Origin of the sequence: Bradyrhizobium sp. G127, assembly GCF_021502575.1 — a bacterium.
Taxonomy (GTDB): Bacteria; Pseudomonadota; Alphaproteobacteria; order Rhizobiales; family Xanthobacteraceae; genus Afipia.
Map to the genome: position 1 here is coordinate 1,195,472 of NZ_JAKFGN010000002.1, position 20,901 is coordinate 1,216,372.

Here is a 20,901-nt window from a genome sequence, read left to right on the forward strand (position 1 = left end):
CTGTCACATCGGACAGCTCTCATTGCTCAACCGCGCGATTAACGGCAGCTGCTCGCCGCATTGCTTTCTTCCTGCAAGATCGCCTGCAGGGTTTGCTCATTGGGACAGTATTTGGGAATGTCCGACAAACCATCCGACCGAGCAAAATCGTTGGCGCAGGTCACGCTCGACGTACAACGCCCGCAAACCCGCTGCAGATCACGCAAGACCTCCGGATGAGATCTGGCAAGCTCCTCGCTCCGAAGGCCGATGCTGGTCAATCGCTTGTCCAACAGCCCACCAGGCTGATCTGCCTCCTTCGCCGCAAGCGAGTACAGTTCGGATACCGACAGATTGATATCGCGCGCAATTTCGCCGATGACCTGAGGATCGGTATGGTAGGATTGTGCAGATCGTCCCAAGGACTTGATCTGCCGCTCGATCTCTCTGAAAAATGGAGAAAAATCCAGTGTCGGAAGCCGCACGTGCATCGTTGCCTCCTCAATCAGGGTAAGGCTACTGTAGAAGCGGACGCGGCCGACTGGCTTTGACCCATATCAAGAGGCCCGGCCGAGGAAGGCAGCATCGCTCGCAAGCGGAAGAATATTCCTCCGCTCGCATGCTTAATCACCCGGCTTTTGATTGGAACGAGCCAATGTTGACGGCGCTCTTTGCCGACATCCACGGAAACAGACAGGCGCTGGAAGCCTGTCTCGATCACGCTCGGGCGCACCGTGCGGATCGGTACGCGTTTCTGGGGGACTACGTCGGATACGGCGCTGAGCCCGAATGGGTTGTGGATACCGTCCGTCAGCATGTTGAACAGGGCGCAGTTGCGGTCGTCGGGAATCACGACCGGGCCATTTCCGATCCATCTATCTCCATGAATCGGGACGCAGAAGCTGCGATCGAATGGACCCGGACAAAGCTGAACGCTGAAGCACGGGAGTTTCTGGATCGGCTGCCAATGACGGTCGAGGACAACTCACGGCTCTATGTTCACGGTGATGCGTCAGCGCCTCCCCGCTTCATCTATGTCACGAGTTCCGATGCCGCCCGCCATAGCCTGCATGCCACGCACGCGCGCACGACGTTCTGCGGGCATGTCCACGTCCCTGCGATCTATGCACTCTCGACCACGGAAAAGCTGACATCCTTTCAACCCGTGCCGGGTATCGCAATTCCGCTCTTGAAACAACGACGATGGATTTCGGTGCTGGGTGCGGTTGGTCAACCCCGCGACGGCCACGTTGCAGCCAGCTACGCGATATTCGATGATCACGCCTCGGAAATCACCTACCACCGTGTCCCCTACGATGTTGACACGGCTGCTGCGAAGATTCGTGCCGCGGGCCTGCCCCACAGTCTCGCCGACCGGTTACTCAAGGGACGATGACCGATGGCAAAGCCACGGCTCATTCCCGGCTCGACAATCGATGGCTTTCTGATCGGCGAAAATCTCCATACCGGTGGAATGGCGATCCTCTGGAAGGTGACGCGCCCGGACCTCACCATGCCGCTGGTCATGAAAGTTCCCCTGCTGTTTGAGGGCGAGGATCCCAGCGCGATTGTCAGCTTCGAGATGGAGCAGATGATCCTGCCTCGGTTGTCCGGACCGCACGTTCCGCAGTTCATCGCCGCCGGCGATTTCACCGTTCAACCCTACATCGTGATGGAATACGTTCAGGGACAGACGCTGCTGAAGCGCCTGAACGATCTACCGCTCGGCTTTGAGGAGGTGGCAAGTATCGGTGCGCGTGTTGCAGCAGCCATCGACGACATTCATCGTCAGAATGTCATTCATCTTGACATCAAGCCCTCGAACATTCTCATCCGCCCCAATGGTGAAGTTGTATTGATCGATTTCGGTCTGGCTCATCACACCCAGCTTCCGGACCTGATGGACGAGGAATTCCGATTGCCGTACGGCACCGCGCCGTACATGGCGCCGGAGCAAATCCTTGGAACCAGGCGCGATCCGCGAAGCGATATATTCGCGCTGGGCGTCCTGATCTATTTCCTGTCAACCGGGGTGCGGCCGTTCGGTGATCCGCAATCGCTTAAGGGATTGAAGAAGCGGCTCTGGAAAGCGCCCGTTCCGCCGCGGAAACTGCGACCGGACTATCCCCTCTGGTTGCAGGAAATCGTCCTTCACTGCCTGGAAGTCGATCCCGCCGCCCGATACCCGACAGCGGCGCAGGTGGGATTCGATTTACAGAATCCCGATCAAATCGAACTGACGGCGCGTGCAGAGCGGACCAACTCCCCGTCATTCTGGGAGAATGTGAAAGGAAAATTCAACCAAAACACCATCGACCGGCTTCAGCGAAACGCGATGTCGGACCAGAGTGCCGGCGCCCCGATCATCATGATCGCGATCGACCTTGCAGAAAGCTCCGATGCACTTTCGCAAGCGCTACGCGTCAATGTGGAGCGCCTGTTGACAACTGCACCGCAGGCACGCGTTGCCTGCGTCAACATCCTGAAGCAGAGCCGGCTGGCGATCGACAGAACCCTCGACGAAAGCGGTCACAACAAGCACGTCAACCGGTTGGTCGGATTGAAGCACTGGGCCGAATCGCTACGTCTGCCCGATCACAAGATGACCTATCACGTTCTCGAAGCCATCGATCCGGCCGAGGCCCTGCTCGACTATGCGCGATCGAACCATGTCGATCATATCGTGATGGGTGCGCGGGCCCACTCGGTCCAGAGGAAATTCCTAGGCAGCGTATCGGCAGCTGTCGCATCCCGCGCGCCCTGCACTGTGACGGTGGTCCGCCCCCGTTCATCGACTGCATGAAGCGATTCATGAATACGATCCGGACCTGATCGCAACGCGTACATCTTGGCCAAATAAGGACTGACCCGCTTTCCATTCAACGATGGACGCGGCTGCAGGTTTGGCTTCGAATATTCAGTGTGCATTCTCAGCTCGAGCAATCAGAGCCTGCTGCGCTGCAGCGTTGACGTAGATCAATGCGGTAAAATCGCCATTTCTAGTCTTGTCCGATCTTTCAGGAGTTCGCTCGTGAATGATCTTTTCCGGACCGTTCCGATCACATTGCACAATGCGCGATCAGCCTATCCGCTGGTCTACCTGCATGATGCGAGCATTTCACTCGACGAGTGGGTGCAGTTTGTGCGCCACCAGTGCCAGTCTCCTTCGGGAGAAACAGGGGTCATCGCGATTCACGATCTCCGGGGAATGATACACGCCCTTTTTTGCTATCGTGTCGACATCGACATGCATGCCTGCAGGCGACTCTGTCTCGCCAATCTGTTAGTTGCCCGCGTGCCAGGCAATGCAGTTGACAAGACAATCGTGAACAGTGCGAACGATCTGGCGGCCCGGCTTGGCTGCGCATCGATCACTCTGGATCAGCCGTTCGGCCGGTGCATCGGCTGTTCGTATTGCAACGAGGTTCCTTTGGATACCCTGACAAATCCGCTGCATCCCATTTCTGGATCGACACGGCATTGATGCAGGAATAGCGAGCCCGGGCAAAATGCCGCCATTTCTCGTCTCGGCCGCTGCCGGGAACACCTCCGATGCCCGAGTCCCCCTTGATGCATGTCAACAGCGCTATGCCCGCATGCCTCACTATTGTCGAAGAACGATTCTCGCCCCCGAAATACCGAAGTGAACGATGCAATATCTTTTAGGCTACATGGCGATCACACTTGCCCTGATGACATCAGCAATCGCAGCGTCACCCGCCGAACAGCGAGGCCGGACTTTCGCACAAACAAACTGTGCACGATGCCATTCCATTGACCGCGTGACACCCAGCCCACTCAAGATCGCGCCGCCCTTTCGAACACTGCACAAACGTTATCCGGTCGATACGCTAGCCGAGGCCTTCGCCGAGGGTATCTATACAGGACATCCAACCATGCCCGTATTCCAGCTCGATCCGGGGCAGATCAGCGACCTGATTTCATATCTGAAAAGCCTGGAATAGCGGCCGTACAGGCTCGGCACTCAGTTTTCAGGCGATTATGTGAACCAGATGCAAAAAGCAGTCACGATTCTTCAGGGACATCCGGACCCCACCGGGCATCATCTCTGCCACATGCTTGCGGACGCTTATGCTGAAGGTGCAGCGGCTTCCGGCCACCGTGTGACTCGCATCGAAATCGCCGAAATCGATTTTCCGATTCTGCGGACACAGAGCGAGTTCGAATCGGGCCCGCTGCCCGCCTCTCTTGAAGCGTCACGAGACGCCATTCTTTCAGCCGATCACGTCGTTATCGTGTTCCCGCTTTGGCTCGGCACAATGCCGGCACTCGTCAAGGCCTTCCTTGAACAGGTCATGCGGCCGGGAACGGCGTTCGTCTATGAGAAGCGCGGCATCAGGAAGCTGCTGGAAGGCCGTTCGGCACACATCGTTGTCACAATGGGCATGCCGGCATGGCTGTATCAGACGTTTTTTCTCAGCCACGGCATTCGGGCATTGCAACGAAATATCTTCAAGTTCACGGGATTCTCACCTGTCCGCACCACGATGTTCGGGATGGTGCATAGCGCGACGAACGATATGATATCCCAATGGACCGATGCCATGCGCCGCAAGGGCAGCACGCTCCGTTAAAGGGGTCTTGCCGCTTTCGGAAATCGGCTTTTGATGCAAATCAAACGAGCCGAAGACAGCGCAACTACAGTGCCACCGAACATCTGCAACGAGGACAGAAACGATGCCTCGATTCGACGAACTGGAAAACGAACTCCAGACGCTCAAGAACGACGTCATTCGTTCGCTGAGCGCGAAGCGCGATGAAATACGCGACACTTCAAAAGCGAATGCCGATGCGCTTGCGGCTCAGATCAAGTCGGCGATGAGCGAGCTCGGGACCATACTCGGTCACGAGGAAGAGCGGATCGAAAACATCATATCGGAACGACCGATTGCGACCCTTGCATCCGCCTTTGCGCTTGGGGTCGTGGTGGGCGCAATGCTGGGGAGAGCCAGGTGACCTCGGAAGCAATCATAAGAAACCTGAGAATACTCTGGCGCACGGACAGAATTATCGCCGAGATTCGGTTGCGGCACATGCTTGTCAGTCTTGGCATGAAGGCTTTTGCCGCCCTGATCGTGGCATTCGGCCTGCTGATGCTGGAGCTCGCCGGATACTTCGCACTGGTCCAGGTATGGAGTGCGATTGCCGCTGCCGCCGCGCTGGGCGCAATCAACTTCGTGATTGCGGCCATCATTTTGATTATCGCGGTCAAGTGGCGGCCGGGCCGCGAACTTGATCTGGCGACAGAAGTCCATAATTCGGCGATTGACGCACTCCAGATCGAGGCGCAGTCGCTACAAAGCCAGTTTTCCGGATTCGTCCAGCATCCGCTGGCGGGGCTGCTGCCCGCGCTGATTCCGCCGCTCGTTACAATCATTATTCGAAGTCTGAAGAAGACTGGTGATACGGCGCGAGCCAGACACGAATGAACTGCAGAAGCAAGATCAACCGGGGGCGGGGAACGATAACTGACATGACCAAAGCCAGAGCAAGAGTCCTGAATTCAAGCCTGCCTGCGAGTTTCCGGCAGATCCGGCTTGAGCTTGCGCGCGAGCCTGGACATCCAGTCGGCGATGCCGGTATCGCTTATGTCATTGTCGCGCCGCTCGATCTAGACAATCGGATCGATCCGGATTTGTGGAAGCGTCACCGCGAGGCGTGCCGGGTTGCCCGCTTCCGCCCCGGCAAGGACGACGACCTTGGCCATCTGGTCCATCGGACAGGCGGGGCCTGGGCTTTCCAGTACGATATTTCCAGCAACAGCGCTGACGACGTGGGTTACCATTTTTCGGACGAGCATTTCGTGCCGGGAGAATATGTATCAATTAGCGAAGACGGTAAAATGCATACCTTCCGCGTCGTTTCGACGATCCATTTGTGACGCGAACGCCGGGCAAAATTCGGCAGCAGCGATCCTCAGATACGCGCGAGAACGATCTAACGCGATATCAAGCCTAGATTATTAGATGGTCCCTACGGGACGATCATTAACGAACAGAAATCTACGTGCAGTCGGCGCAGCGCTCCAACGCCCTCATAACGTCTTCACGCGAAATAATGCCTGTTAGCCTGTCCTGATCGATCACGGGAATACTCCGAATTCGATGCTCGACCATCAATTGCAAAACACGCGTAAGCTTGGTCTCCCCGCTGACATAGATAAACTCGGCGGTCATCACATCCGCAACCTTGCGATTCATGAGATCGTCATATCTCGGAACCATCCGCGCCGGCGTGAACGCAAAGCAATCCAGAAAATCGAACATCGTCACCACTCCCAAAATATGAGAGTTTTCTTCAACTGGATAAGTATTGAACCTATCCTCATTGAACATGCTCTGGAGTTCGCGCATGGTCACGTCGCGTGTTACGGTTTTGACCGCTCGCGTCATATAGTCGGAGACCACTTCTTCGAGAAATTTGTACACGAGCATTCAACGTGGTTAGGGTTTCCGACCTATCGACGCCTGTCAACTTTCAGCGTCGGTTCTCTTGTATTTGACCGCAAATCGCCAAAAGTGATTTGATCGAGGTCAAGCGAGGGGCTGGTTCCGGTTTTTAGGATGAGGTAATTCGGAAGCTCTCGTTTTGTCGAACCCGCTAAAAAAGTAGCATCAAGCAATCATGACCATCTCGACTGCGCCGGCGCATCCGATCCAGGGTCAGATTCTTGCCGCCCTGATGGACCCGGCAATACACGGCGATTGTCCGGTCCGCCGGATCGATACCCATGCAGCCTCCGTATTTCTCTCGGGCTCTCGCGCGCTGAAAATCAAACGCGCGGTCCGCTTTCCTTTCCTCGACTATTCAACACTGACCAGGCGGAAAGCCGCTTGCGATGAGGAATTGAAAATCAACCGCATCTTCGCGCCGCAAATCTATCGCCGCGTGGTTCCGATTACGCAGCATGGCGATGACCGCTTCGCCATCGATGGCGACGGCCCCGCTGTGGAATGGGCGATCGAGATGGCGCGCTTCGACGAAAATCTCACCCTGGATCATCTCGCGGAAGCTCGGCCGCTGAGTTCTGATTTCGCCGAGAGCGTCGCCGATGTCATCGCTGCATCGCACGCCGTTGCACCGATTGCGGTAACCGGTCCGTGGATCGATTCCATAGCTGTAATCATCGCGCGCAACACTGAGGCATTCCGGTCAGCCGGGTGTTTCGATGTCAAAGACATCCAGTCTCTTGATGACGCAAGCCGATCGGCGTTCGCCCGTACCAGGATCCTACTGGAGCGGCGTGGCCAACAGGGATTTGTCCGCCGCTGTCACGGCGACCTGCACCTCGCCAACATCGTGTCAATCGAAGGCAAGCCAGTGCTGTTCGATGCCGTCGAGTTCGATCCGGCGATCGCATCGATCGACGTTCTTTACGATCTGGCCTTTCCGCTAATGGATCTTCACCGTTACGGACAATCCGAAGCCGCCGGCGTCCTTCTCAACCGCTATCTGGCGAAGACGCCCGAAGACAATTTCGATGCACTGGCGTTACTTCCGCTGTTCCTGTCGATGCGCGCGGCCATCCGGGCCCACGTCTTGCTCGCTCGCCTGGACCAGACAGGGAAGGACCGGGACAAGATTCTGAGCGCCGCCCGAATATATTTCGAACTGGCGCGCCAGTCCATCTCACCTCCAGCAGCGAAGCTCATCGCCGTCGGTGGATTGTCCGGCACCGGAAAGTCCGCGCTGGCCCGCGCTCTTGCCGGCCTGACAGAACCACTGCCCGGCGCCGTTATCCTGCGTTCGGACATCATCCGAAAGCAGTTGTTTCAAGTCTCAGAGACAGACCGCCTGCCTGACACTGCCTATCAATCCGAGGTTACACAACGCGTTTACCGGACTCTCGCCGAACGCGCCGTGCGAGCCCTTTCTCAGGGCCACTCGGTGATCGTGGATGCGGTCTATGCCCGCGAAGCGGAGCGCGGCGCCATCGCTCGCGTCGCAACCGACATGAGCCTGTCTTTCGTTGGACTTTTTCTGACGGCAGATCTCGCAACCCGAATGAAGCGCATCGGGGGACGGGTTAACGATGCATCCGATGCCACATCTGAACTGGCCCGGATTCAGGACAGCTATGATGTCGGCTCGATCAACTGGACGAGTGTCGATGCGTCCGGGTCTCCGGAACAAACGCTGGCGCAAAGCAAAGCTGCCTTGCTCGATTCCGCCCGCCTCGGCTCCGGATCAAAATGATGGCGAAGGCATCAGATCCGCCTCCTCCAAGCGCGGTGCGACACAAACAGCATCGAACGCGTCTCGCTCGGCACCGGAACAAGCGGATCACCTCGACCATGACTTGCGAAGCTGCATTTCGCAGCGCTGCATATGGTTGCCTACAGGACGTAGCAGCGAACCAGACTGCCGCATGCGCGGACGATGGCGATGCACTCCATCAAATGCGTATTGCCTTGATGCGCCTGCGTACGCTTGTGTCGTTCTTCTCACCCATGGTGTCTGGTCCGGAATGGGTTCGTTTGAAACGGGAGCTAAAGTGGCTGAACGGCTATCTGGGCGCGGCCAGAGATATGGACGTCCTGATGGTGCGGCTCAAGGCGAATGCGGACGAAGACTTTGAGACCCCGGTCCTGGCCAAGGTACGAAACCGGAAATGGACCCAGAGCCATCAGCGTGTGACCCGCGCATTGAAATCACAGCGATATGAGCGGCTGATCCAAAACCTTTTGCTCTGGGTCGAAGGCGGCGGTCAGACCGCAACGACAAGCAAGCTCCGCGCTGAAGCAATCGCGACCTACGCCGCGCACAAATTATCGCGATGGCACAGGAAATTGCTGAAGAAAAGCCGCAGTCTTGAAGGCATGAGTATAGAAAAACTCCACCGGCTGCGCATCGCAACCAAGAGACTGCGTTACGCGATAGAGTTTTTCGCACCGTTGTTTTCAACCAAACATCCGGCGAGGCAGAAAGCTATACAAAAGTACCTGCGCAATGGGCAGGAAACTCTCGGCAGCCTGAACGATGCGGAAAGAGCGCGATCTCTAACTGCCGGTTTCCATGATCGGTCGCACAATCGCACCCGAGCGAAACAAGACCGCGCAGCTATTCCGGATAGCGAAAAACGCACCAAGCAGCTGATAAACGCCGCTGCTGCCGCCTACCATAAAATGGCGCAGACCAAGCCGTTCTGGACGTAGCAACCGCGGAGGACGACCGCCGCTCCTCCCTGGCCGAGACAAATATCCGGCTCTGACCTGCGTTGAAGTCGACATGGTGCTAGGCGGATTGACGTCCTAGCGGGACAACAAGGAGCACCGGGTCGAGTCTGTGATCAGATGCCGCGTCATTCCGCCCAAAACCCATTCGCGAAATCGTGAATGACCGTAGGCTCCGGCGATCACAATCCCAGCCCCCGCGTCAGCTGCCACCCGATCCAGTTGCGTTGTCGCACTTCCATTTGCCTCGACGACCAATTCGGAAGCGAAAATACCATGGCGGGATAGCCATCCGACGACGTCCTTCACCCCCGCCGAAACCATAGACCGGCTATCCTCTTCCTCCACAATGGCCGCAACCGTGATGTCCTTGGCTTTACGAAGCATCGGCAACGCATCGACAATCGCACGCCGGGCCTCCCGGCAGTCCTTCCAGGCAATCACGACGCTCCTCAAATCCAGCCACTGGACTGTCGATGGAACGAGCAGCAGCGGCCTTCCCGTCTGCATCACAAGGTCGTTTGGATTGGCTCGTGTGAAAGGATCTGCAACCGCCGAAGAACTTCCACTGGTGATCACAATGTCGGCGGCTCGCGACTGCTTCACGACGTATGAGGACGGCATGTCCCGGGCGGAACGCCAATCAATTTCCTTCGCCCGCTTTTGCAGCGCGTCGCGAAATTGCGCCTCCAGCTCCGTTATGCGTTTCTGGATAGAGGCATAGCCCTGATCTATGAAATTCTGGGCGGCGTCTCCCGAGGTGTAATACAGAGGCGGACTGAACTCGGCCGCGGCAACTCCAATCACACACGCATCAAACTGCTCGGCGACATCGCCTGCAACTGCCAGGCTGGCTTCGTTGGATTGGTCGAGTGCCAAACTGACCATCACAGTCGCGTATGTCATACGTCTCTCCGTTGAGTACGATCGGCGTTTCACATGAACCGCCCACGTCCATAATGGCAGCCACTCAAAGAAACGTGAAGCGCCATCAACGCTTCCTAGTCCGAAGTTTGACGGGAAAGATGAGATAGATCAACGAGTCCCCTTGACATCGATCAAGCGGCAAATCCTTACATCTGGATAGTTTTGAAATCATCAATCCTGACGTCGGAGATCACCCATGCGTGCTCACCAGATCATGACTCGGCAGGTCTTGTCGGTCACCCCCGATACCCCTGTGCTCGAAGCCGCGAATACGATGCTGCAGCAACATATCAGTGGACTTCCGGTGATCGACAAATCAGGCAAGCTGATCGGTATCGTTTCGGAGGGCGACTTTATCCGCCGTGCGGAAATCGGGACCGGACGCAAGCGCGGCCGATGGCTGAAATTCCTGATTGGTCCCGGCAAATCGGCTTCGGAGTTTGTACATGAACAGGGCCGGAAGGTCAGTGAAGTCATGACACCGGAACCTTACACAGTCACAGAGGACACGCCGCTCGAAGACATCGTTCAGCTCATGGAGAAGAAAAACGTTAAGCGTCTTCCCGTGATGCGCGGCGACGCCATCGTCGGAATCGTAACCCGGTCCAATCTGCTTCAGGCGGTCGCCGGCCTCGCCCGCGACGTTCCCGATCCGACAGCGGACGACGATCATATCCGCGACCGCATTATTGCATCTATCGAGAAGAGCGACTGGCATCCTTACGGGCTGAACGTTGTCGTGCGCGACGGCATCGTGCATCTCAGCGGCGTCATTACCGACGATCGCTCACGGCAGGCTTCGATTGTGGCTGCGGAGAACGTTCCCGGCGTCAGGACCGTTCACGATCACCTGTGCTGGGTCGATCCCATGTCCGGGATGTATGTCAGTTCGCCGGAAGATGAAGAATGGGCGAAGGCTAACTGACCTGATCCCTACATAAGGAAAGCGGCGGTCGCTCGTTTTGCCGTGAGCGCTCATGGCATGAAGAATTGATCGACATCAAGGAGGCGCTTCCGTCGCGATGCGATCCTGAATTGTTCAAATCCAGCACGGGAGACTGACGATGCCGGAACTTCATGAGCAGGCACCAGCCGAGCCAAAACTGGGGGACGAGGTTACGGCTCAGATCGCCGAGGCCAACAAGCGGGGCCTGGAATTTTCGTTGGGGGCCCAGAAGGCCATTTTCGATGAAATGATCGAAGCCGGAAGCAGCGTGATCGAGCATACGCAGGCCCAGATGAACGTCTTGGCTGAATTCGCGTCGAAAGTGGCGGAAGCTCACTCCTTCAAAGACATTGTCAGAGCTTGGCATGAATGCAGCCAGCATCAGATGGATGTCGTCCGTCAGGACAGCCAGCGGTTTGTCGCCCATGGCCGGGAAATTCTCGATAAATCCGTCAAATTGCTCGGAACGGTTCAGGCCTGATTTTGCGTCGCTAGCCCGTATCGGCCAGCGGCGGGACCGATTCGCCAAGATGGCCCGTCATAACGAGTTTTCCGCCCTGCCAGCGCACTTCCGACCTGAGATCAGCCCCTCATAGAACCCTGCTTCGGCGGTGGGACTTGAGCCTGCCCCTTTTCCAAGGTGGTTATCATCTCCCGCCAAATCTGCTTAATATAAAAGCAGAGCCGGATGATAGGTATTCCACGGAAGAAGGCAGAGCTTGAACAGCGAAGACCCATCGACGCCTGAAGGCCAGTTTCGAGATGAACGTCTGCGGCTTGGTATCCAGAGATCCGGAATAGGGACTTGGGATCTCGACCTCTCAACTTACGAACTGGTCTGGTCCGGCGCCACACGGGCACTTTTCGGAGTTTCCCACGAACGGCCCGTTGATTACACGTTATTTCTTTCCCTGCTCGCCCCCGAGGACCGGGATCGTACCGAACTCGCCATAAAACAGTCTGCGGCAAGCGGACGCAGCTTCGACATCCAGTATCGGGTCCGCAGAGAAGACGGCGGAACCCACTGGATCAGGGCGCGCGGCGGTGTCATCAAAAGTGAAGCTGGAACGCCGCGCTACCTTTGCGGAATCGTGCTCGACATCGACGAGCATAAAAAGCTCGAGGATGCGCTCAGAACGCGCGAAAGCCACATTCGGTCGATTCTCGACACCATCCCCGACGCCATGATCGTCATCAACGGGCGGGGCATCATGCAATTTTTCAGCAGCGCGGCCGAGAGACAGTTCGGGTACACAGAACGGGAGGCCATCGGCCAAAATGTCAGCATTCTGATGCCTATCCCGGACAGCGCGCGTCATGACGACTATCTCGCCCGCTATCAGTCGACTGGCGAACGTCATATTATTGGGATTGGACGTATCGTCACCGGCAAGCGTAAGGACGGAACGACCTTTCCGATGCATCTTTCGATCGGCGAAATGCAATCGGGCGGCGAACCTTATTTCACTGGTTTCGTGCGCGACCTGACCGAATACCAGCAGACACAGGCCCGGCTTCAGGAATTGCAATCTGAGCTGGTGCATGTGTCGCGCCTGAGTGCAATGGGCGAGATGGCATCTGCTCTCGCACACGAGCTTAACCAGCCGCTCGCGGCCATCAGCAATTATATGAAGGGCTCGCGTCGGCTGCTGGCGGAAATGTCAGATCCCAATCTGTCGAAAATTGAAACCGCGATGGATCGCGCCGCAGAACAGGCGATCCGCGCCGGCCAGATCATCCGGCGGCTTCGCGATTTCGTGTCGCGCGGGGAATCGGAGAAGCGCGTCGAGCGGCTTTCAAAGATGATCGAGGAAGCCGGAGCGCTCGGCCTGACCGGTGCCCGCGAACAGGGTGTGTCACTGCATTTCGTACTCGATCCCGACTGCGATCTTGTGCTGGTCGATCGCGTCCAGATTCAGCAGGTTCTGGTCAATCTGTTCCGCAATGCACTTGAAGCGATGGCCAACTCTGCCAAACGGGAGTTGGTCGCGACGAACACCAAAACAGCGGACGATATGATCGAAATAGCCGTATCTGACACCGGGCACGGTATCGGAGACAATCACCGGGCCAGCCTGTTTCAAACTTTCTTCACGACAAAGGAAACCGGTATGGGCGTGGGCCTTTCCATAAGCCGAACCATCGTCGAAGCTCATGGTGGCCGGATGTGGGCCGAAAGCAATTCATCGGGCGGCGCAACATTCCGTTTCACATTGCCGGCCGCACCGATCGAAGGGCTGACAGATGTCGCCTAACAAGACCGTCTATGTCATCGACGACGACCCCGCGATGCGGGACTCCCTGGACTTCCTGCTGGACTCCGCGGGCTTCAAGGTGACGCTGTTTGATTCTGCCCTGAGCTTTCTTGACGCTGTTCCAAGCCTTGGATTTGGATGCGTTGTGTCCGATGTGCGAATGCCGGGTCTTGATGGCATCGACCTTCTCAAGCGGCTGAAGAGCGATAACAAGCAGCTTCCGGTCATCATCATGACAGGACATGGCGACATCCCGCTGGCCGTCGAAGCCATGAAGCTGGGAGCGATCGACTTTCTCGAGAAGCCGTTCGAGGACGAACGGCTGCTGAACACGATCACTGTCGCGCTGAGCAGGGCGGACCACGAGCGGAAAGGTGAATCCGTCACAGCCGATATCACGGCCCGAATCGCCGCGCTGAGCCCGCGCGAACGACAGGTCATGGAAGGCCTCATCGCGGGACTTTCCAACAAGCTGATCGCACGAGAATACAATATCAGTCCCCGGACCATTGAGGTTTACCGGGCGAACGTGATGACAAAAATGCAGGCCAGCAGCATCTCCGAACTGGTGCGGCTCGCGATGCGGGGAGGGATTCTCAAGGATTGAGGTAAGTCAATACGGCGCGGGAAGAACTGCCTAGTTATTGAAAAATGTGCCATCCATATCTTTTAGGGGCTCGCTGATGCCCTCCCCGTTTCCGAAGTCGACGATCTATGTGATCGACGACGATCTGGACGTTCTCGGCTCGCTCCGGTTCCTTCTTGAAACCGAAGGATTCGAGGTGCGCACGTTCCGGAACGGAACCGCCGTGCTCAGTTCGGATACTGCCCGGGACGTCGATTGTTTTGTAATCGACTACAAGATGCCGAACATGAACGGCATCGATCTGGCGAATCGCTTACGGGACCAGGACATCACCACCCCCATTATTCTGATCACAGGCTATCCGGACGAAAATATCCCGGCAAAAGCTGCGGCTGCGGGGCTGAAACACGTCCTGCTGAAGCCGCATCTGGAAGAAAGCCTTATCGCCCATATCCGGCAAGCCATGCAGGAAAGACCCGCCGCCGGTTAACGTATCCGGATGACCTCCGGTAAACTACTTAGGTGAATCCCCTTAAGATAACGAGCGAAATATCCAGCTCTGATCTACCTCAATAAACATTGGTCATCCGCCGCACAGGAGATGGCCAATGCTTACGCAGTCGCTCACCACAACCGTTCCCGCAACTCTGGGTAATCTCGCCAACAAGAGTTCCTTTCCTCCTGCCGCGACTGACCAGTTCTGTATGGTCACGACCCATGCGGGCCTTATCGCAACGGAGTTTTCCTACAAGAAAGACGAGGAAATCTACGGCGAAGGTGAATCGGCTGATTACGTCTACCAGGTCATCCGCGGAGCTGTGCGAAGCTACAAGCTGCTGTCCGACGGACGCCGCCAGATCGGCGCATTCCATCTGCCCGGCGACGTGTTCGGACTCGAATCCGGCGCAAGCCATCGCCTGACAACGGAAGCCATCGTGGACACGACGGTTCGGCTGGTGAAACGCCGCGGTCTGGAGCAAGCCGCCGAGACCGATGTTCGCGTCGCGCGCAATCTCTGGGCTATGACCTCGGGTGATCTTCGGCATGCGGAAGATCACATGCTGTTGCTCGGCCGCAAGACCGCCATGGAGCGAGTTGCCACGTTCCTTCTGGAAATGGATCGCCGTCTTTCCATCACCGAAATGATGGCTCTGCCCATGTGCCGCCGGGATATCGCTGACTATCTGGGGTTGACCCTCGAAACGGTTTCGCGAACACTGTCGCAGCTTCAGAGTCAGGGCGTATTGGGATTTTCCGGGGCTCGCCAGATTGTGCTCCGCAACCGTCAATGCCTGCGCAACATGGATGCCTGACGTTCGCATCTCGACGTAACGCACGCGGACATTTCAATTCTCAAGAGAATTGAAATGTCGTTGACCTCCTGAAATCTCAATGGATGCGATAATGAGTATCAAAGACGCGCTGCTGGTGTTGACGACTTACCCCCAGGCGACGGCAACCACTGCAATTCAGTACGCTGTGACCTTCGCAGGTTTCATGGGTTGCCGTATGACGGCCTTTGCGGCGGATCTGAAAATAGAGGTGCCACGCAGCGTCTTCGGAAACTCGATGCTGAACATCTCGGGCATGATCGCGGCGGAAACCCGTAAGAGCAAGGATAATACTCTCTCCCTGCTGGCTGCGTTTAACTCCGAAGCGGAAAAACAAGGGGTCGCCTACGAGACGATCCACGAGACCGGACTGGCCGGAGAAATTCCCGGACTTATGGCCGAGTATGCAAGGCTGAAGGATTTGACCATCATTCCCCTCTCCGACGCCGACGACGTCGATCAGTGGCATGCCGAAACGATTGTCTTCCAGTCAGGGCGTCCGATCCTTGTCGTTCCAGAAGGCTCGCAGCAGTCCGCCTTCAAGCTTGATACCGTTGCAGTCGCCTGGGACTACAGCCGCACCGCAGCCCGTGCTGTCGCCGATGCGATACCGCTCCTTCAGCGAGCGAAAACCGTGCGAATTCTCACGGTGACAAATGAAAAAGTTTTCGATGCGTCCCGCGCAACATATGAACTGGCAACCCATCTGTCCCGGCATGGGATCAGTGTATCGATCGACGAAATCGATGCCGGCGGCAAGAATATCGGTACGGTCATGGAGCAGTTCATAGCTGCCAAGAAGATCGACCTGATGGTGATGGGTGCTTATGGCCACTCGCGGATTCGCGAGTTTGTTTTGGGCGGTGCGACAAAATCGATGCTGTCGAAGCCTCCGGTGCCGGTCTTTCTCTCGCATTGATCGAATGCGTCAGCGGCTCTCTGACGACGAAAATCATCCGGAACCCGTTATGGATACGGATATCGATAGAGACGCCGAAGAGCATCAGGGACTGAGCGAGAAGGACGCAAAAAAGCTCCTCGCTCAGGTCGGACCCAACATCATATACAGCGCAAATACGCGCACTATTCTTAATATCATCAAGGAGACGTTGCGCGAGCCAACGTTCCTGCTGCTTCTCGTGGCGGCCGGGCTTTATCTTGTTCTAGGCAGTCTCGGAGAAGGATTGTTCGTCTCTGCGGGCGCGCTCATTTCCCTCACCTTGGTAATCCTACAGGAAGCGCGCAGCGAGAGCGCATTGAAAGCGCTGCAAGCGCTGGCTGAACCGCATGCGCGGGTCATCCGCGATGGGCAGGAGCGGCGCATCCCGGCGCGCGAATTGGTCCCTGGCGATACCGTGCTGGTCACAGCCGGTGAGCGTATCCCCGCCGACGGGCGAATTATCTCCAGCGGCGTCCTGACAATCGACGAGTCGCTTCTCACTGGAGAATCCGTCCCGGTGCTGAAGTCAGCTTCCTCCGTAACACAGACAACCTGCGATCCAGCGGCGCCGGACGATCGGGACATGTCCACAGGTTTCGCAGGCACACTCGTCGTTCACGGCGACGGTGCGCTCCGCGCGGTTCACACCGGCATGCATACGCGCTTGGGAAACATCGGTTCTTCACTCTCGCTACTGCAAGCAGAACAGACGCCATTGCAGCGGACGTCGGCGACACTGGTCGGCTATCTCGGAATCTTCGCAATTGGCATTTGCAGTCTGGTCATTATCGCTTACGGCGTTCTTCGCCACGACTGGATCCAGGGAATGCTGGCCGGCCTCACACTGGGAATTGCGCTTGTTCCAGAAGAATTTCCGATGGTGCTTGCCATCTTCATGGCAATCGGGGCCTGGCGGCTGGCTCAGAACAAGGTGCTGGTGCGCCGTGCGGCGGCTATCGAGACCTTGGGTGCAATTACATTCCTCTGTGTCGACAAGACCGGCACACTAACTGAAAACAGAATGTCGGTGGCGGCGGTCTGGACCGGCGGAGAACTGCACCCGTTAGACCGACCGATACAATCTCCGCAAATTGCCCAGGTCATGTCGATCGCGGCCTTGGCTTCGGCGGTCCATCCGGTCGATCCGATGGATTTGTCCATTCGCGGGCTCGTCCCCGATGCCGCGTCCGCCTATTTTATCGACGACCAAGCCCCTTTTCTGACGCGCCCGCTTCATCCCGATCTGCTGGCGGTTATCCAGGTCTGGAAGCGGCATGATGATCTGTTTTTCGCCGCGAAAGGCGCCCCCGAGGCCATCTTCAGGCTTTGCAGGATGGCGCCGGATACACAGCAGAAAATGCTGGAAGCTGTGGCCTCAATGGCAGCCAAAGGGTTTCGAGTGCTCGGCGTCGCGTCGCGGGTTCATGCCGACCAGCCGCCCGCGGATCTGTCCGATCTCCCATTCAACTTCGCCGGCCTGATCGGTTTCCAGGACCCCGTCCGCGCCGGCGTTCCGGAGGCCCTCGCCGTCGCGCATCGAGCCGGCATATCCGTCGCTATGATTACCGGCGATTATCCAGCAACCGCGCTCGCAATTGCGCGCGATGCTGGAATCTCTGTCAAAGGCGGCATTCTGACGGGCGGAGAAATTGCGGAGATGGATCCCGCCACGCTGCGCGAGCGGCTGAAAACCGTTCGTGTCTTCGCCCGTGTCATGCCGGAGCAAAAGCTTGCGCTGGTGGAGGCGCTTAAGGCCCGCGGAGAGGTCGTTGCGATGACCGGCGACGGCGTCAACGACGCTCCGGCGCTGAAAGCGGCTCAGGTGGGGCTTGCAATGGGAAATCGCGGCACCGACGTGGCGCGCGAGGCATCGGATATTGTCCTGCTTGACGACAGCTTTCTCTCCATCATTGGGGGTATTCAGCAAGGCCGGCGGATTTTCACCAATCTGCGCAAGGCGCTTATATTTATCACAGCTACGCACATTCCGATTGCCGGGCTGGCGCTGCTGCCAATTGTGTTTGGCCTTCCTCCGCTTTTCTTTCCGATGCACGTCATCCTGTTCGAGCTTGTGATCGACCCGGTCTGTTCATTGGTCTTTGAAGCAGAACCTGCCGCGCCGGACACAATGCGAAAAACACCACGAGACAAAAAAATTGCCCTGTTCGGGCGACGCGAACTGCTCATCAGTGTTGCACAGGGTGTGATCCTGCTGACCGGTGTGTTTTCGATCTACTATGGCATGCTGCAATCCGGATATCCCGCCACCGAGGCGCGCGCGGCTGCGTTTACCGCGGCGATTGTGGGGAATCTCACCCTGGCTTTTGCCGATACCGCCGAAGTAGGCACCTCGTTCTTTGACAGGCGCCGGATTATATTCTGGGGCATCTTCGGATCGACCATGGCCGTTGTTGCGATCCTGCTATTCGTCCCGCAGGCTGGCCAATTGTTTCAGATGACACCGCCATCTTTTTCGATACTTGCGATCGCAGGCGTGGCCGGCGTAGCTCTGGGTGGATGGTTCGGACTTGCAAAACTTGTCGCAAATTCCAGGTTGTTTACGAAACGATCGATCCATCAGAATGTGACTGTCATGTAGGAATTGATTGAAATCAATCGAAAGAAACATTCTCGTCTTACAAGAGACGTGATCGGAAACTATCAAGATAGAGTTATAGATCATGGCATGGATCGTGCGGGTATTGTTGATTATCGCCGGCCCAATAGCTGCATGGTTCGTCGCACGCGATGCCGACAGCTTTGGATTTGTTCAGATGGTGGTCGCGACGCTTCTTATCGCAGGCTCCGTGGTACTGGCTGCATTTTGGCCTACGCGCTGGAAGCCTTGGGTGAAGACCAAAGGAAGTAAATGAGCACGCAGCCCAATGTTGTCCCTCTGAATACGGAAACACCGCAGACCCGGCTCGGTGCCCCTGCCCCGCTGACACCCGCGTCGGCCAATACACCGGCGGGCGCGCAGCAAAATCTGCCACCGAAGCATGACGAAAGTATCGGCGACGAGGCATTCCGAGCGCTTGACCGGATGCGGGAAGCATTGACCGCGCAGACAACCGGCGGACTTTCCCCTGCATCGCTTGCCCTCGCCTTTATGGACTGGTCTATCCATCTGGCATCTGCCCCGGGCAAGTGCATGGAGCTCGCCCTCAAGGCCACCCGCAAGGCCGGCCGGCTGGGCGCTCACATGGCTGCCACCGGCCTCGCCGCGGACGAACACCCATGCATCGAACCCTTGCCGGGCGACTACCGCTTTGCCGCCGATGCCTGGCGCAAGCCCCCATACAATCTGTGGGCGCAGGCATTTCTGCTCAATCAGCAATGGTGGCACAACGTCACGCACGAGGTACCCGGCGTCACGCCGCATCACGAGGACGTGGTGTCGTTTGCCGCGCGCCAGTTCCTGGACATGTTTTCACCCTCGAATATCCCCTTCGCCAATCCCCAGGTGGTCGATAAAGCGATCAAGACGGGCGGGCAAAATTTCGTTCGCGGCTTCCAGAACTGGCTGGAAGATGCGAACCGCCTTGTCACGAAACAGCCTCCGGTCGGCATCGAGAAATTCGTCGTTGGAAAAAACGTGGCGACCACTCCAGGAAAAGTCGTTTTCCGAAACCGCCTGATTGAGCTGATCCAGTATTCGCCAGTGACAGAGACTGTCTTCGCGGAGCCGGTCCTGATCGTGCCGGCCTGGATAATGAAATATTATATTCTCGATCTGTCGCCGGAGAATTCGCTGATCCGTTATCTCGTCGGGCAGGGACACACCGTCTTCTGCATCTCGTGGCTCAATCCGACAGCCAGCGACCGTGATCTCACCATGGACGACTACCGGCAGCTGGGCGTCATGGCGGCGCTGGATGTGGTGAACGCGGTCGTTCCCGACCGCAAGGTTCACGCTGCGGGCTATTGCCTTGGGGGAACGTTGCTCTCAATCGCCGTGGCGGCCATGGCACGTACCCAGAGCGACCGCCTGGCATCCGTTACACTGCTCGCGGCCCAAACAGACTTCACCGAGCCGGGAGAACTTGCGCTCTTTATCGACGACAGCCAGTTGCATTTCCTTGAGAGCGTGATGTGGAACAAAGGCTATCTTTCCGCCGACCAGATGGCGGGTGCCTTTCAACTGCTGCGCTCCAATGATCTCATCTGGTCCCATCTCGTGCAGGACTATCTGATGGGTGAGCGCACGCCGATGATCGATCTCATGGCCTGGAATGCGGACTCGACCCGCATGCCGTACAAGATGCATGCGGAATATCTGGAGAAGCTTTATCTGCGCAATGAGCTCGCCGCAGGCAGCTTCATGGTCGATGGACGCCCCGCCGCGATCCAGAATATCCGTGCTCCGATGTTCGTCGTTGGCACCGAACGCGACCACGTCGCCCCTTGGCGCTCTGTCTATAAAATTCATCAACTGACCGATACGGATGTCACATTCGTGCTAACAAGTGGCGGTCACAATGCTGGTATTGTCAGCGAGCCCGGCCACGCCAAACATCATTTCCGTATCGCCTTGAAGCACAACGCCGATATTTCCCTGGGGCCTGACGAATGGGCCGCCGCCGCCAAGCAGAAAAACGGATCGTGGTGGGTGGATTGGCACGACTGGCTCGCCGGTCATTCGTCGCAGGTGCGCGTACAGCCGCCAGCCGTGGGTGCCGCCGCGAAAGGCTACCCGCCGGTCGCGGACGCGCCCGGCACCTACGTCTTTCAACGGTGACTACG

The 20,901-nt window shown here is 57.3% G+C and carries 23 protein-coding genes; 20 read left to right on the plus strand and 3 right to left on the minus strand.

The features are described from left to right. Positions 1-38: 38 nt before the first annotated feature. Complete coding sequence (locus LVY71_RS17795; protein WP_235101176.1) at positions 39-470, minus strand: DUF6455 family protein; 432 nt, start codon at positions 468-470, stop codon at positions 39-41. A 164-nt stretch (positions 471-634) separates the two neighbouring features. Between LVY71_RS17795 and LVY71_RS17800 the strand changes: the two genes are divergently transcribed. From LVY71_RS17800 to LVY71_RS17835, 8 genes are all read left to right on the plus strand, one after another. Next, positions 635-1,375, plus strand: a complete 741-nt coding sequence (locus LVY71_RS17800) for a metallophosphoesterase family protein (protein WP_235101177.1) — start codon at positions 635-637, stop codon at positions 1,373-1,375. Positions 1,376-1,378: 3 nt separating this feature from the next. After that, positions 1,379-2,782, plus strand: a complete 1,404-nt coding sequence (locus LVY71_RS17805; protein ID WP_235101178.1) for a bifunctional serine/threonine-protein kinase/universal stress protein — start codon at positions 1,379-1,381, stop codon at positions 2,780-2,782. A 228-nt stretch (positions 2,783-3,010) separates the two neighbouring features. After that, on the plus strand, positions 3,011-3,463 hold the full coding sequence (locus LVY71_RS17810; RefSeq protein ID WP_235101179.1) for a hypothetical protein: 453 nt from the start codon (positions 3,011-3,013) through the stop codon (positions 3,461-3,463). A gap of 166 nt (positions 3,464-3,629) precedes the next feature. Continuing rightward, positions 3,630-3,944, plus strand: a complete 315-nt coding sequence (locus LVY71_RS17815) for a c-type cytochrome (protein WP_235101180.1) — start codon at positions 3,630-3,632, stop codon at positions 3,942-3,944. 48 nt (positions 3,945-3,992) lie between these two features. Further along, positions 3,993-4,574, plus strand: coding sequence for an NAD(P)H-dependent oxidoreductase (locus LVY71_RS17820; protein WP_235101181.1), 582 nt, complete (start codon positions 3,993-3,995; stop codon positions 4,572-4,574). Between the two features lie 103 nt (positions 4,575-4,677). Further along, positions 4,678-4,956, plus strand: coding sequence for a hypothetical protein (locus tag LVY71_RS17825; RefSeq protein ID WP_235101182.1), 279 nt, complete (start codon positions 4,678-4,680; stop codon positions 4,954-4,956). Further along, the gene (locus LVY71_RS17830; protein WP_235101183.1) at positions 4,953-5,429 is read left to right on the plus strand and encodes a phage holin family protein; all 477 of its coding nucleotides are present in this window, start codon (positions 4,953-4,955) and stop codon (positions 5,427-5,429) included. The genes LVY71_RS17825 and LVY71_RS17830 overlap by 4 nt, the downstream gene beginning before the upstream one ends. 44 nt (positions 5,430-5,473) lie before the next feature. Beyond that, the gene (locus LVY71_RS17835) at positions 5,474-5,881 is read left to right on the plus strand and encodes a hypothetical protein (protein WP_235101184.1); all 408 of its coding nucleotides are present in this window, start codon (positions 5,474-5,476) and stop codon (positions 5,879-5,881) included. 121 nt (positions 5,882-6,002) lie between these two features. Here the strand turns inward: LVY71_RS17835 and LVY71_RS17840 are convergent, their stop codons facing one another. Beyond that, positions 6,003-6,428 carry a CBS domain-containing protein gene (locus LVY71_RS17840; protein ID WP_235101185.1) on the minus strand — a complete coding sequence of 142 codons (426 nt, stop codon included), beginning with the start codon at positions 6,426-6,428 and terminating at the stop codon, positions 6,003-6,005. 196 nt (positions 6,429-6,624) lie between these two features. On the opposite strand from LVY71_RS17840, the gene LVY71_RS17845 reads away from it, so the two are divergent. Both LVY71_RS17845 and LVY71_RS17850 read left to right on the plus strand, forming a co-directional pair. Further along, positions 6,625-8,196 (plus strand): bifunctional aminoglycoside phosphotransferase/ATP-binding protein, encoded by a 1,572-nt coding sequence (locus tag LVY71_RS17845; protein WP_235101186.1) that lies wholly within the window; start codon positions 6,625-6,627, stop codon positions 8,194-8,196. A gap of 98 nt (positions 8,197-8,294) precedes the next feature. After that, positions 8,295-9,155: a CHAD domain-containing protein gene (locus LVY71_RS17850; protein ID WP_235101539.1), complete on the plus strand. Its 861-nt coding sequence runs from the start codon at positions 8,295-8,297 to the stop codon at positions 9,153-9,155. 96 nt (positions 9,156-9,251) lie between these two features. On the opposite strand, the gene LVY71_RS17855 is transcribed toward LVY71_RS17850, so the two are convergent. After that, positions 9,252-10,079 (minus strand): universal stress protein, encoded by an 828-nt coding sequence (locus tag LVY71_RS17855; RefSeq protein WP_235101187.1) that lies wholly within the window; start codon positions 10,077-10,079, stop codon positions 9,252-9,254. Between the two features lie 217 nt (positions 10,080-10,296). On the opposite strand from LVY71_RS17855, the gene LVY71_RS17860 reads away from it, so the two are divergent. From LVY71_RS17860 to LVY71_RS17905, 10 genes are all read left to right on the plus strand, one after another. Continuing rightward, a complete protein-coding gene (locus LVY71_RS17860; protein ID WP_235101188.1) occupies positions 10,297-11,025 on the plus strand; it encodes a CBS domain-containing protein in 729 nt (242 codons plus the stop codon). Positions 11,026-11,164: 139 nt separating this feature from the next. Continuing rightward, the gene (locus LVY71_RS17865; protein ID WP_235101189.1) at positions 11,165-11,527 is read left to right on the plus strand and encodes a phasin family protein; all 363 of its coding nucleotides are present in this window, start codon (positions 11,165-11,167) and stop codon (positions 11,525-11,527) included. A 238-nt stretch (positions 11,528-11,765) separates the two neighbouring features. Beyond that, positions 11,766-13,301 (plus strand): sensor protein FixL, encoded by a 1,536-nt coding sequence (gene fixL, locus LVY71_RS17870; protein ID WP_235101190.1) that lies wholly within the window; start codon positions 11,766-11,768, stop codon positions 13,299-13,301. Further along, positions 13,291-13,908 (plus strand): response regulator FixJ, encoded by a 618-nt coding sequence (gene fixJ / locus LVY71_RS17875; protein WP_235101191.1) that lies wholly within the window; start codon positions 13,291-13,293, stop codon positions 13,906-13,908. Before fixL ends, fixJ begins: the two co-directional genes overlap by 11 nt. Before the next feature lie 76 nt (positions 13,909-13,984). After that, a complete protein-coding gene (locus tag LVY71_RS17880; RefSeq protein ID WP_235101192.1) occupies positions 13,985-14,377 on the plus strand; it encodes a response regulator transcription factor in 393 nt (130 codons plus the stop codon). Between the two features lie 118 nt (positions 14,378-14,495). Then, positions 14,496-15,200 carry a helix-turn-helix domain-containing protein gene (locus tag LVY71_RS17885; RefSeq protein ID WP_235101193.1) on the plus strand — a complete coding sequence of 235 codons (705 nt, stop codon included), beginning with the start codon at positions 14,496-14,498 and terminating at the stop codon, positions 15,198-15,200. Positions 15,201-15,291: 91 nt separating this feature from the next. Further along, positions 15,292-16,137, plus strand: a complete 846-nt coding sequence (locus LVY71_RS17890; RefSeq protein WP_235101194.1) for a universal stress protein — start codon at positions 15,292-15,294, stop codon at positions 16,135-16,137. Positions 16,138-16,186: 49 nt separating this feature from the next. Next, positions 16,187-18,757, plus strand: a complete 2,571-nt coding sequence (locus LVY71_RS17895) for a cation-translocating P-type ATPase (protein ID WP_235101195.1) — start codon at positions 16,187-16,189, stop codon at positions 18,755-18,757. An 82-nt stretch (positions 18,758-18,839) separates the two neighbouring features. Then, the gene (locus LVY71_RS17900) at positions 18,840-19,031 is read left to right on the plus strand and encodes a hypothetical protein (protein WP_235101196.1); all 192 of its coding nucleotides are present in this window, start codon (positions 18,840-18,842) and stop codon (positions 19,029-19,031) included. Then, positions 19,028-20,896 (plus strand): PHA/PHB synthase family protein, encoded by a 1,869-nt coding sequence (locus LVY71_RS17905; protein WP_283842540.1) that lies wholly within the window; start codon positions 19,028-19,030, stop codon positions 20,894-20,896. Before LVY71_RS17900 ends, LVY71_RS17905 begins: the two co-directional genes overlap by 4 nt. Positions 20,897-20,901 lie beyond the last annotated feature (5 nt).